The sequence below is a fragment of the Mucilaginibacter sp. UR6-11 genome, from assembly GCF_020880695.1.
Lineage (GTDB): Bacteria > Bacteroidota > Bacteroidia > Sphingobacteriales > Sphingobacteriaceae > Mucilaginibacter.
On sequence record NZ_JAJIWO010000004.1, the window covers coordinates 119,432 to 133,831 of the forward strand.

6 protein-coding genes are annotated in these 14,400 nt (G+C 45.4%); all 6 read left to right on the plus strand.

The genetic code is table 11. The features are described from left to right. The first annotated feature begins 293 nt into the window (after positions 1–293). The 6 genes from LJ658_RS11410 to LJ658_RS11435 all read left to right on the plus strand — a co-directional run bounded on the left by LJ658_RS11410 (position 294) and on the right by LJ658_RS11435 (position 14,400). A complete protein-coding gene (locus LJ658_RS11410) occupies positions 294–1,028 on the plus strand; it encodes an FkbM family methyltransferase (RefSeq protein ID WP_230546637.1) in 735 nt (244 codons plus the stop codon). 124 nt (positions 1,029–1,152) lie between these two features. Continuing rightward, positions 1,153–6,765 (plus strand): alpha-2-macroglobulin, encoded by a 5,613-nt coding sequence (locus LJ658_RS11415; RefSeq protein ID WP_230546638.1) that lies wholly within the window; start codon positions 1,153–1,155, stop codon positions 6,763–6,765. Next, a complete protein-coding gene (gene pbpC, locus LJ658_RS11420; protein WP_230546639.1) occupies positions 6,762–9,134 on the plus strand; it encodes a penicillin-binding protein 1C in 2,373 nt (790 codons plus the stop codon). The genes LJ658_RS11415 and pbpC overlap by 4 nt, the downstream gene beginning before the upstream one ends. A gap of 164 nt (positions 9,135–9,298) precedes the next feature. Continuing rightward, the gene (locus tag LJ658_RS11425; protein ID WP_230546640.1) at positions 9,299–9,667 is read left to right on the plus strand and encodes a hypothetical protein; all 369 of its coding nucleotides are present in this window, start codon (positions 9,299–9,301) and stop codon (positions 9,665–9,667) included. Between the two features lie 102 nt (positions 9,668–9,769). Beyond that, a complete protein-coding gene (locus LJ658_RS11430; protein WP_230546641.1) occupies positions 9,770–11,152 on the plus strand; it encodes a TolC family protein in 1,383 nt (460 codons plus the stop codon). A gap of 5 nt (positions 11,153–11,157) precedes the next feature. Then, the gene (locus LJ658_RS11435; protein WP_230546642.1) at positions 11,158–14,400 is read left to right on the plus strand and encodes an efflux RND transporter permease subunit; all 3,243 of its coding nucleotides are present in this window, start codon (positions 11,158–11,160) and stop codon (positions 14,398–14,400) included.

Below are 14,400 nucleotides of genomic sequence, written 5' to 3' on the forward strand. Positions count from 1 at the left end.
AGAAAGGAAGCATACCCAGAAAACTGTTTAACTAATTGCAACTTAATAGTAATTTCAATGATTAAGGGCTTTTTAAATGTTGGTGTAACTACCCCCCCTTTTGATAATGTTTGCAGTATCCCACATCCTTAAAGTGGAAATAACTATTACAAGTCAATATATGGTGATCTAAGCAACTATGTCACAAAGAACCAAAGCAAATTGCACATTGCCGGTAAAACAGAGACGCTCTTCAATAACTTTAAATAAATCTCATTTATTTAATTAATTTCGATTTATATTATATTCATTATATGAATTTTAAATCATTGATCCCCAATTCAGTTAAGCAGGAGGGCAAATATTTTCTTTATTATTTATTAAAAATTCCTTTTAACCGGGCTGGCGTACCCTCAGAGATCGTTAAATTCCTGCCAAATGATAAACCCATAAATATAATTGATATCGGTGCATCAGAAGGAAAGTTTACAGGCATTATTAATAACCACTATAAAATTAATAAGGCTATTTTAGTTGAACCAATTGCCGACCTTAAATCAACTTTAGAAAACAAGTTTCCGGACAGATCGCGCTTCCGGGTTGAAACAATTGTTATTTCTGAAAGTACCGGAGATGTTGATTTTTATTATTCAAAGGATGCCAGTGTTTTAAGTTCTATACTCAAGGTTAAAAATGACTTTTTCGACGCTGGTTTAGCTCAGCCGGTAAAAATTAAAATCAAGTCGGAAACGCTGGATAATGTTGTGGAAAAATCCGGGCTTGAAATTATTGATCTTCTAAAAATAGATGTACAGGGCGTTGAACATCTGGTGTTAAATTCAGGTCTTAATGCATTAAAGAAAACCCGGTTAGTTTATACCGAATTTTCGTACAAACCCATGTATGAAGGATCTTCCACATTTTTTGATCTGTTTAAAATTTTAACCGAAAACAATTTCCGGCTTGTAAGTACCACTACCGGCTGGATTAATCCGGATGGCGAAATCATACAAGGGGATGCACTTTTCGTTAATAACCTTTTCGGGTAAAGACAAAAAATCTGCTAAGGCTATTTTATAATCTTCAGACCACACGTCATTAAAAAAATACTTTTTTCGATAAAGCATTTTATAATTAAAATTTTATAATTTTCATTATAAAATCTCATCACCTATGTCAACCTTAAAAACCTTTTTTACCAGTAAAAAAGGCATCCTTATTACTGTGTCATCACTTATTTTAGTAGCGGTGGCAGCTTTTGCGATAAAGCATTTCTCAAAACCCAAAACTATTGACAGGGCTTTTGGCAAATACATAGAATCCTATACTTCCGGTATTATTTCTAAAGAGAGCAGCATCCGTATCAAGTTGGTATCGCATGTGCAGGGCACGCATGCGCAAAATGAGGTACTGCCCGACGGAACTTTCAGCTTCAGCCCCTCTATAAATGGAAAAGCCTACTGGGTAGATGCATTAACTATAGAATTTAAGCCCGACAAACCGCTTGATCCGGATAAAGCCTATACTGCTACATTTAAACTGGGCAAAGTGATAGCTGTTACCGATCATTTCGACAAATTTCAGTTTGGGTTTCAAACTATGGCGCCCGATTTTACGGTGATCTTTAACGGCTTACAAACCTCGCCCCGTACATCACTTGATAAAATGAAGCTTGAAGGTGTTGTACAAACGGCCGATGCCGAAAAAAATGAGCTCGTCGAAAAGCTTATCTCGGTAAACTATCCGTCAGATACACATATTAGCTGGCAGCATAATACTTATAATCATACCCACATTTTTACAGTTGATAAAATTACCCGTGCAACAAATGCTACCACACCATTAGGCATAACCTGGGATGGCAGTCCGCTAAATGTAAATAAGAAAGGCAATAAAAGCTACAATATACCGGCTACAGGCGATTTCAGGGTATTGGATATCCGTGCCGTACAAGACCAGGAACAGTACGTATTGGTGCAATTTTCTGACGCCATAATGGTGGGCCAGGAATTAAACGGACTGATAGGCATTGGCAATACCAGCGAGCCGGCTTACACCATTGAGGGCAGCATGGTGAAAATTTATGCGCCCGAACGTTTGGATGGCAATTACAATGTATTTGTAAACGCGGGGGTAGAAAACATATCGCACCAAAAAATCAAAAAGACATATAAGGCCAACGTATTTTTCGAGAATAAACTTCCGGCCGTTACCATACCCGGCAAAGGGGTTATTTTACCCAGTGCGGGCAAATTAATGATGCCGTTTGAAGCCGTAAACCTAAACGCGGTTGATGTAAGCATCATCAAAGTTTATGAAGACAATGTAGCTCAATATTTCCAGCAGAATGACTTTAACGGAGGCAGCGAATTAAGGCGTGTTGGCCGGCCGGTAGTAGAAAAGACCATACGGTTGGATGCTGATAAGTCTGTAAACCTGAACAGGAAAACCCGCTTTATGCTTGATCTGGATAAACTGATCCGCACAGAACCCGGCGCTATTTACAGGGTGATCATTGGCTTCCGTAAAGAATATTCCTTATACAATTGCAGTGCAGGCGGCCCTGTTAAAACACAGAATGGTGATGAAAATTACGGGGAAGACGAAGAAGGTTACAATGAATACGGCGGCGGCAAATCTATAAGTGATGACGATGATGATTTCTGGTCGAAGTACGATAACTATTACCCCACTAATTATAACTGGGCCGATAAGGATAACCCTTGCACCAACTCCTATTTCACCAAAGACAAATGGGCTACCCGTAATATCATAGCTTCAAACATTGGTTTGGTGGCCAAACGTGGTGCCGATAACAGTATGGTAGTTATTGCTACTGATATTTTAACGGCACAACCTATAGCGGGTTTAGAGCTGGATCTGCAGGATTACCAGAAACAGATCATCACCCGGCAAACTACAGATGCTTATGGTTTGGCTAAATTTGATATCAAACGAAAACCTTATTTGTTAGTTGCCAGGCGGGGTGACGAACGCGGATATTTAAAGCTGGACGATGGCAATGCCCTGCCCCTAACCCGCTTTGATATTGGCGGCGACCAGGTGCAAAGCGGCATTAAAGGTTTCATATATGCCGAACGCGGTGTATGGCGCCCGGGGGATAGTATCTACGTTTCATTTATACTGGAAGACAAGGGCAAAAAACTACCACCGGATATGCCGCTGGAATTTAATTTTTATAACCCGATGGGGCAAATTTATAGCCGCATTACCAAAAACAAATCTGTCGACAACTTTTATAGTTTCCATACCGCAACCCAGGTTACCGATGTTACAGGCAACTGGACGGCTAAAATTAAAGTCGGCGGAGCCACGTTCACCAAAAACATCAAGATTGAAACCATAATGCCTAACCGCTTAAAGATAAATCTTGACTTTAAGGGGCAGACAGAACTTACCAAAGGCGAAAATACCGAGGGCACCCTTAGTGCAAGGTGGTTATTTGGGGGGACAGCACAAAATTTAAAAGCAAAGGTTGATGCTTACCTGTCGCCGCAGGCAACGGTTTTTAAAGGCTTTGATGATTATGCGTTTGATGACCCTACCAAAACGTTTGACACCCAGGTAAGCACCGTTTTTGACGGCCGTTTGGATGCCGAAGGTAATACCGGCATAAAAGCTGATATTGAAGCAGAAAAGGAAGCTCCGGGCCAGCTCCGGGCCAATTTCCTGACAAAAGTATTTGAGCCGGGCGGCAATTTCAGTATCAACCAAATTAGCCTGCCGTATAATGTTTACAAGGGCTATGTTGGTATTAAAGCGCCAAAAGGCAATGCGTTGTCTGGTATGTTGGTTACCGGGCAGGACCACATTTTTGATATTGCCGATGTAGATACCAAAGGCAACCTGTTTAAAGGCACACGCACCGTACAGGTTGAATTATACAAGGTTAAATGGCATTGGTGGTGGGATAATACCAGCAACCAGAGCAGCAATTTCACCCAGGATAAATACAATAAACTGATCAAAACCGAAACCATTACACTGGTTAATGGCCGTGGTAAATGGAAAATGCGCGTTGACCAGCCGGAATGGGGACAATTTTTGGTCAAGGTTAAAGATGATGAAACCGGCCACACTACGGGCAGAGAGGTTTATATTGACTGGCCAAACTGGGCGCAAAGGCTGCAGCAGGATAATCCAAGTGAAGCGGCCATGCTATCATTTACTGCCGATAAAAAGAATTATAAGGTTGGCGAAGAAGCTACATTAACCATCCCTACGCCGGCAAACGGCAGGGCTCTGATCAGTTTTGAAAACGGCACAAAAGTTTTAAAGACAGATTGGGTAAATACCAATAAGGGCCAAACGCAATATAAATTTAAGGTAGATGAAAGTATGTCGCCAAATATTTTCATCAACGTTACCTTACTGCAGCCGCACTCACAAACCATTAACGATTTGCCTATACGCATGTATGGCGCTATACCGCTATTGGTTGACAACCCGGCAACCATATTAAAACCATTGATCAGCATGCCGGATAAGATCAGGCCCGAAACTAAGTCGGCGGTAACTATAGCAGAAGCATCCGGTAAAGAGATGACCTATACGGTGGCTATTGTTGATGAAGGGCTATTGGATATCACCAATTATAAAACACCTGATCCGCATGAAATATTTTATGCACGGGAAGCATTGGGCGTTAAAACCTGGGACCTTTTCGATTATGTGATAGGTGCCTATGGCGGCGACCTGGAACGCATATTAAGTATAGGCGGCGACGCCGGCGAGCGTAATTTAAACAAAAACATCACGGTTAACCGCTTTAAGCCTGTTGTGAAGTTTATGGGGCCTTATCATCTTGATGCCGGGCAGAAACAAACGCTTCCGTTTACACTGCCGCAATATATAGGCGCTGTTAAAGTAATGGTTATTGCCGGGCATGACGGCAGCTATGGTTCTGCAGAAAAGACCGTGGCCGTTAAAAAACCATTGATGATACTGGCGACCCTTCCGCGGGTATTAGGACCTTCAGAAAAGATACAATTACCGGTAACTGTTTTTGCTACCGAGAATAATATAAAGAGCGTTAACGTAACTATCCAATCAAATGCGTTTAGCAACTTAGGCGCTAACAGCCATCAAACCCTAACGTTTGCCAAACCGGGCGACCAATTGGTGACGTTTGCGTTGGATGTTAAAAACTTTATTGGTGTAGGTAAAATAAAAGTAATAGCCCGCAGCGGTAACGAAACCGCTGAATATGATGTTGAATTATCCGTACGAAACCCAAATCCCGGCATTACCCGTGTGCTGGAAAAAGAATTAAACGCAGGCGAGACCTGGAGTACTGCTTACAATGCAGTTGGCATGAATGGAACCAATAAAACCACGCTTGAGGCATCGAGTATCCCGCCACTTAACCTGGCGAAAAGACTGGATTATTTGATAGGCTACCCGCATGGTTGTGTTGAGCAAACTACATCCGCCGTATTCCCGCAATTATATTTAGATCAGGTAACAGACCTTTCACCGGCACAAAAGGCGTATATAAACCGGAATATACAGGCCGGTATCCGCAGGTTATCAAGTGGCTTTCAATTACCCAACGGAGGCTTAAGTTATTGGCCGGACGGCAGCCAGGCCGATGATTGGGGAACCAATTATGCCGGGCATTTTATGCTGGCTGCACAAGCAGCAGGTTATGCGCTGCCGTTTGGATTTATAGAACACTGGAAAACCTATCAGCGCCAAAAAGCCCTGGCCTGGGCGCCTGATACCCGCAGCTTTTACGGCGCTGACCTTGACCAGGCTTATCGCTTATACCTTTTGGCTTTAGCGCATGCACCCGAGTTAGGCGCCATGAACAGGCTGAAAGAATTCCCATACCTAAGTCCGGAAGCTAAATGGCGGTTGGCAGCTGCCTATAAACTGGCCGGGCAGCCCGAAATTGGTCTGCGCATGATAGCAGGTTTACCACTTACTATTAAACCATACAATAGCATGTGGGGCACTTACGGGTCTGACTTACGCGATGAAGCGATGATATTAGAGACCTTAACCTTATTGGGTAAACCACAACAAGCTGCTGCCATGCTACGTACTGTTGCGGCCCGTTTATCGCAGGACAGTTGGTATAGCACACAAACTACCGCTTACAGTTTGATCGCTATTGCGCAATACTGCGGTAAAAACACATCGCATAGTAAACTGATGTTCAACTACCGTGCTGGTGCATCGCTGGGTAATATTAATTCCGGCTCTTATATCTCACAAATAAAAATTGCCGGTAACGCTGGTAACCTGGTGCTAAAAAACAACGGCAACGCTAAATTATATATCAGGCTGATCCAATATGGGCAACCTGTAACCGGCGAAGAGGTCAAACCAATAAACAACCCTGATATCCTGCAAATGCGGGTAAGTTATTTTACACTCAAGGGTGCGCAGGTCGACCCATCGCAATTAAAACAGGGCGCTGATTTTGTAGCGCAGGTAAATATTAAAAACCCGGGGCATAGGGGACGGTATGATAACATGGCGCTTACGCAGATATTTCCTTCGGGTTGGGAGATATTGAACACCAGGTTAATGGAGGGCGATGACGCGTTTAAGTCTTCAGAATCTGATTACCGCGATATCCGGGACGACCGGGTAAATACATACTTCAGCCTGCCTGAAACAAAAGAGGTAACTTATTATGTGATGTTGAACGCATCTTACTTAGGAAGATATTATCTGCCGGCTATTTATTGTGATGCGATGTACAACAATTCAATAAGCGCGCTGGCAAAAGGACAATGGGTTGAGGTAGTGAAGTGAGCAATATCTATAAAAAACCAAAGGCTATCATTAGTACTATTATAGTTCTGGTGATAGTTTTATTGTTTTGCTTCAGTATCCCCCGGCACCTGTTCAACTCTCCCACCTCATTTGTAATTGACGATGATCAGGGCCAATTATTAGGAGCATCTATAGCGTCCGACGGGCAGTGGAGGTTTCCGTATGATGCTAACGTACCAGCTAAATTCAAAGCCTGCATTATCGCTTTTGAGGATAAGCGCTTTGAAAACCATTTGGGATTTGACTTTTTGGCTTTTGGCCGGGCCATCAGGCAAAACATAAGGGCCAGGCATGTGGTAAGCGGGGGCAGTACATTAACCATGCAGGTTATCCGCTTATCAACCCATAAAAATCGTACAGTTTGGCAAAAATTTCTGGAGATATTTAAAGCGCTCAGGTTAGAACTCACCTATTCAAAAGCCGACATATTAGCACTTTATTCAAGCAACGCCCCGTTTGGCAGTAATGTAGTAGGCTTGGATGCGGCCGCATGGCGCTATTTTGGTCGCGGCCCGGATAAACTATCCTGGGGCGAAATGGCAGCGCTGGCCGTATTACCAAACTCGCCGTCGCTGGTACATCCGGGTAAAAACAGGACGATACTATTACACAAACGTAATTTATTGTTAGACCGTTTGCAACAGCAGCATGTCATTGACCGCACAACGGCATCGCTTGCCAAACTTGAGCCTGTACCTGAAAAACCATTCCCGTTGCCGGCGCTTGCCCCTCACCTTTTGCAACGTTTTAAAACCGATCAAACCGCTCATAAGCAAAACGGCGGGCGTATTAAAACAGCTGTCAACAGCATCTTACAACAAAACGTAACCGATATCATCGAAAGGCATCATCAACTTTTAAAAGCCAACGATATCCGTAATGCGGCAGCCATTGTTTTAGATGTTGAAACCGGGCAAACACTGGCCTATGTGGGTAACATCGATCATCCTGAAAACAGGGATATGGAAAGCGATGTCGACGTAATAGCCGCCCCGCGTAGTCCCGGCAGCACACTAAAGCCCATCCTTTATGCTGCCATGCTGCATGACGGGGCCATACTACCCAACAGCCTGATCCCGGATATTCCTACCCAGATCGCAGGCTATCATCCTCAAAATTTTGATTTGGGATATGATGGCGCTGTGCCGGCTTCAAAGGCGTTGGCCCGGTCATTAAACATCCCTGCTGTAAAAATGCTGGTACAGTATAAGTATGATAGATTTCATTCCTTACTCCGCAATATGGGTATGACCACACTTACGCAACCGCCCGATCATTATGGCTTATCTTTAATATTAGGCGGCAGCGAAAATACCTTATGGGAGCTAACCGGTGCTTATGCCGATATGGCAAGGGTATTAAACCATTACCGGCCATATAGAGGAAAATATGCCGCTAACGATTATCATAACCCGGTATACACCGCAACTGCAGCCACCAAACCCGAACTGGAAAAAGGCGGGCTGTTAGATGCCGCTTCAATTTACTATACTTTCCAGGCTATGGAAGAGGTTATGCGCCCGGGAGATGAATTGTTATGGCAGCAATTTACTTCAACCCAGCGCATTGCCTGGAAAACAGGCACAAGCTTTGGCTTTAGAGATGGCTGGGCCATTGGTGTTACCCCGCGCTACGTAGTTGGAGTTTGGGTTGGCAATACCAATGGCGAAGGCCGTCCGGGTTTAATAGGCGTTAATACCGCCGCGCCTGTTTTATTTGACATTTTCAGGCAATTACCGGTAACCCGCGATTGGTTCCCGGTACCTGCCGGTGAAATGACCCGTATAGCTGTTTGCCATGAAAGCGGGTATCGTGCCGGTGAGAATTGCGATCACGTCGATACCCTGTTTATGCCTAAAAGTGGTTTAAAGGCCCCTGTTTGCCCATTCCATCAATTGGTGCATCTGGATGTAAGCCGGAAATGGCAGGTGACATCCGGTTGCGAAAGCCCGGCAAACATGGTACACCTGCCCTGGTTTGTACTGCCTCCGGCTATGGAGTTTTATTATAGAAGCCGTAATTATACTTACAAAACGCTCCCCCCTTTCAGAGCCGATTGCGCCGCCACCGTACAACATCCTATGGAATTGATCTACCCTAAGAACGATGCCAAAGTATATGTTCCTTTAGAAGCTGACGGCACACGCGGCCGCATGATCTGCAATGCTGCCCACAGGCAATCCGGCATTAAAATATTCTGGCATCTGGATAACCAATATATCGGCCAAACGAAAGATTATCACCAGATGGCATTGAACCCGTCGGCAGGTAAACATGTACTTACACTAATTGATGCGAATGGCAACCGGCTGCAAACATCTTTTGAAGTTTTAGATAAGGAGAAATAACTACCGCCGGCTTGATTTATGATGTAATCATTCTATTGCTGAAGCTGAAATACAATAGCAGCTGATCAATAAGAACCGGCAGGGCCGCAACTTTATTGTTACATTAACCATCTTATTCAAATTCTTATCAACTTTGACTATTAAAAATTGCATTAATTAGCGATATGCGCGTACTGAAGATTCATTATTTCCTCTTTCTTGCCGTATTTATGCTGGCCGCCAAGCCGTTCGTCGGTTTTAATGCACTTAAACAACTCACAGATTATAAGGCCCCGCAAATATTCTTAAAAGCATTTACCAAACGAAAGCTGGAATATGTAGAGGATAGTGCCTTTGATATCTCTGCCGTTCAAAAGCGTTTGGCTGATCCGCTTTTGCCGCTGACCCTTCTGTTTTCTTTTCTTTTAAAGTCTCTGTTTCCATTCCTATTCAGAAAAGTCAAAGAGATCACAGCGGGTATTTTAGCGGACATTCATTTAAGTTTATCTCCCCCACTGCATCGGTACCTGCTTTCAGGCAAATTGATTATTTGATATTTCTTCTTCCCGGCTTACTATCAGCGTACGCCCATATTGTACCTGCTTAACCAGGCTACCTGTTCTCGATTTCTTTAATTTTCTAAACACATCATCAAGATGCACTATCTTAAACGCTACGGGTGCGCGGCATTGTTGTTATTATTAACAACAACCGTCCATGCCCAGCAACCGGTTAACCTTAAAACACTGCTAAACCGGGTTGATCAAAAGGCGCCGGCTTTAATTACTGATTCGGCTGCTATCACCATTAGACAAGCGCAGGCGGTTGAAACCCGCAATAACTGGCTGCCCAATTTAAAAATAAGTTACCAGGCTGATGTGGGCAGCAATAACAACACACCGGGGCCTTATTTTAGTTTCGGTATGGTTCCGTCAAACTCGGGCGGGGTGCGCACGGTCAGCAACACTGATGTTGCTTTGGTAAACCTGGGCATAGTTGCGGCAGACTGGGAAGTTTACAACTTTGGTGCGTATAGCGCCCAGGTTAAAATAGCCAACTCGGATGTTTCGGTTGAACAAAACCGCTTCCAGCAATCAAAATTCCAGTTGCAGGCTTATACTATTGGTAATTACCTGCAGTTGCTGCGCCTGCAGGGTTTTCTGGCTATCCAATTGCGCAATATCCAGCGCGACCGGGAGATCGGCCGGTCTATTCAGTCGCTGGCCAAAAGCGGGATCAGGCCGGGGGTAGACACCAGCATAGCCGCAGCTGAACTATCAAAAGCACGGCTTAATTATATTGAACTTAATAATCAATTTAAACAGGTACAGCTACAGCTATCGGCCGTAAGCGGCTTGCCTTATCAAAGTATTGTGCCCGATACCCTGGCTGTTAACCGCCTTGCCGGTGAGGCTAATATAGCTGCATTGGCGAATGCAGACACCGCTAATCACCCGCTGATAAACTATTACAAATCCATTGTGGATAACAGCATGCAACGGGAAGACCTGGTGAAAAAGCAATATAACCCCAGGATCATGCTGGAAGCGGCCGCCTGGGGCCGTGGCGCCAGCGTGGATGCCAGCAGTAATTTTAATAGTCTGAACACTGGCTGGGGCTTTAACCGCGATAATTATGTGGTGGGTGTAGGCATTACCTATAATTTGTTTGATCTGCGCCGCAGGGCCTTAAAGCTCCGCACTCAAAAAACAGTTACTGATTACGCCCGCCGGCAATTGGACGAACAAAGGGACGCTTTAGCGTTAAGCGCCAGGCAGGCTGATGAGGAGCTTAACACCGCCAGGCAACGCCTGTTGGAAATACCTAACCAGCTAAATGCAGCCAACGCCGGTTATCGCCAAAAACTGTCCTTGTACAGGAGCGGGTTAACCGACATCATTGAACTTAACGCAGCACTTAATATCCTGTACCGGGCCGAGAATGACTATGTGCAGGCGAAGTATGCCTATACGGCCGCATTATTTCAAAAAGCCATTACCGGCAACCAGGTTAGTTCAATCTTAAATCTTTTAAATTAAAAAATATGTCAATGGTCACCTCCGCGCTTAAACGGCCCATCACTGTGGTAGTTATTACCATGAGTTTGATGATCTTCGCCGTCCTTAGCGCTATTAATATACCCATAGATATTTTCCCGCAGTTAAACCTGCCTACTATCTACGTTATCGAGTCCTATGGCGGTATGTCGCCGCAGCAAATGGAAGGCTTTTTCAGTACCCGCCTGCAGGATCAGTTCCTATATGTAAACGGGATCAAAAATATCTCCACCAAAAACATCCAGGGGCTAACAATGCTCAAGATCAGCTTTTACGAAAGCACCAACATGGCTGAGGCGCAGGCGCAAGTGGCCCTGCAGGTTAACCGGGCCATGAAGTTTTTCCCGCCAGGGGCTTTACCCCCGCAAGTGATCAGGTATGATGCTTCGTCCCTGCCTGTTGGTCAGTTGGTATTATCTGCACCCGGCCGCAGTCTTAAAGAAATTTATGATATGGCCGCTACCCGTATCAGGCCTATGTTTGCCTCGGTACCCGGCTTATCTGCACCCCCACCCTTTGGCGCCAACTCTCGCTCCATTACCGTAAGCGTGGACCCGGCGAAAATGCGCAGTTATGACCTGACACCCGACCAGGTGGTTGAAGCCCTGGCTAAGTTCAACGCCATGTCGCCATCAGGGAACTTGCGGATAGATAATACCATGTTTACCACCACCATCAATTCGCTGGTGCAAAAATCAGAAGAGTTTGGCGAGATCCCCATTAAAACCAAAAACGGGGTATCCGTATTAGTTAAGGATGTGGCACGTGTAGCTGATGCTTCGGATATTACGGTGGATTACGCCCTCATCAACGGGAAGCGTTCGGTGTATATCCCCATAGTAAAAACCGCCGATGCCTCCACCTGGTCAGTAGTACAGGGCTTGAAGAAAAAACTGCCCGAAATGCAAAGCCTATTACCCGATGATATCAAAGTATCGTATGAGTTTGATCAATCGGTTTTCGTAATCAACGCGGTTAAAAGCTTGATGACCGAAGGCGGACTGGGTGCTTTGCTCACCGGGTTAATGGTGCTTTTATTCCTGCGCGACTGGCGCAGCAGTTTAATTGTGGTGATCACTATCCCGGTTTCTATCCTGTTAGGGGTAATGCTGTTGGGCGCATTCGGACAAACCATCAATATCATGACCCTGAGCGGTTTGGCCCTGGCCATTGGAATCCTGGTCGACCAGGCCACGGTAACGATAGAGAATATCCACCAGCACCTGGAAATGGGCAAGTCAAAGAAGCTGGCCATTTACGATGCCTGCGAAGAGATCTCCTTCCCGTTATTACTGATCCTGCTTTGTATCCTGGCGGTATTCGCCCCGTCCTTCCTGATGAATGGCGTACCCAAAGCGATGTTCCTGCCCCTGTCTATGTCTATCGGTTTAACCATGATCGTATCTTATGTATTGGCACAAACCCTCGTACCTATCCTGAGTAACTGGCTGATCAGGGCCGAGCAATACCAGCATTACCAGCATGGCGAACTGCACGCCCATGCCGGCGAGGCTTTAAACCGAAAGGAAGAACTACAAGTTAATAAACACCTGAAAGAAGAACAGGATCACCCTGAAGATAATGACTTCTTTGAAAAAGTAAAACTGCGGTTTATGGGGATCATTACCCGCTGGATGCCCAATAAAAAGATGATCGTTCCTGTCTACCTGGTTGCCGTTATCGTTTTAGCCGGGGTTGGCTTTGTAATCATCGGCAAGGACATGATGCCGAAGCTCAACAACGGTCAGTTTCTTATCCGCATTAAAGCGCCTGACGGTACCCGCTTAGAACGTACCGAAGATAAATTTAAACAGGTGCTCAGCATCATCGATAAAACAGTAGATCACCATATCGAGATCAGCTCGGGTTATGTGGGTATTATCCCCAGCAGTTATGGCAGCAGTAACCTGTATATTTTTAATACCGGTACGCATGAAGCCGTGTTGCAGGTTAAGCTGGATGAAAGCTATAAAGTGAACATGGATGAATTGAAAGACGCCCTGCGCAAAAACATCGGCCATGCCATGCCTGATCTGCGTATCACTTTTGAGCCAATTGACATGACCGAAAAGATCATGAGCCAGGGCGCAGCCACGCCAATTGAGTTGCGGGTTGCCGGCAAAGATATGGTGCAGATTGAAACTTATGCCAACAAGGCGGTAGCCAGGCTTAAAAAGATCCCCTACCTGCGGGATGTACAGATCGTACAGCCGTTAAAGATCCCGGTGATCGCGATTACGCTCGACCGGCAGAAGGTATCGCAGTTCGGTTTAAATGTAACGGATATAGCCCGTTCGGTCACCGCCAGCACCTCATCAAGCCGCTTTACCGAGAAAAACCAGTGGCTTGACGAAGACAAGCAATATACCTACCAGGTACAGGTGCAAATACCCGAGTATACCATGAATACGATGGACGAACTGAAGGAGATCCCTTTGTTAAAAGGCCAGAGTACACCTACGCTTGCCGATGTGGCTAGTTTTAAAATGACCTACGCACCCGGCGAATACGACCGGGCCGGGCCAAGGCGATTTTTAACGGTAAGTGCCAATATTAATAAAATGGACCTGGGTACAGCTACTGCTGACGTGCAAAAAGCAATCAAAGAACTAGGCACACCGCCAAAGGGGCTGGTGCCAGAGCTAAAAGGCATGACAAGTTTACTGACCGAAACGATGAGCAGCCTGCAAAGTGGTTTAGGTTTCGCAGTATTGGTTATATTCCTGTTGCTGGCTGCCAATTATCAGTCTTTCAAGTTATCACTAACGGTCCTGTCGACGGTTCCGGCGGTAATCCTGGGTTCGCTTACGGCTTTGTTGCTGACAGGCTCTACGCTTAATTTGCAATCCTATATGGGGATGATCATGTCTACCGGTGTATCGGTAGCAAATGCCATCCTGATCGTTACCAACGGAGAGAAATTACGGTTAGAATTCAGGGATGCCACCCGCGCCTCCATCACCAGCGCGGCCATCCGTTTGCGCCCGATCCTGATGACCAGCTTTGCCATGATGGCGGGCATGATCCCTATGGCCTCCGGGATGGGTGAAGCAGGCGAGCAAACAGCGCCTTTGGGCCGTGCTGTAATTGGCGGCTTGTTTGCCTCTACATTGGCTGCGCTCTTTATTCTGCCTTTGGTATTTGCCTGGGTACAGGATAAGACCACTTACGAATCCCCATCCTTAATGCCCGAAGAAACAACAGCTATTCAAACCTCAACGCTATTATAA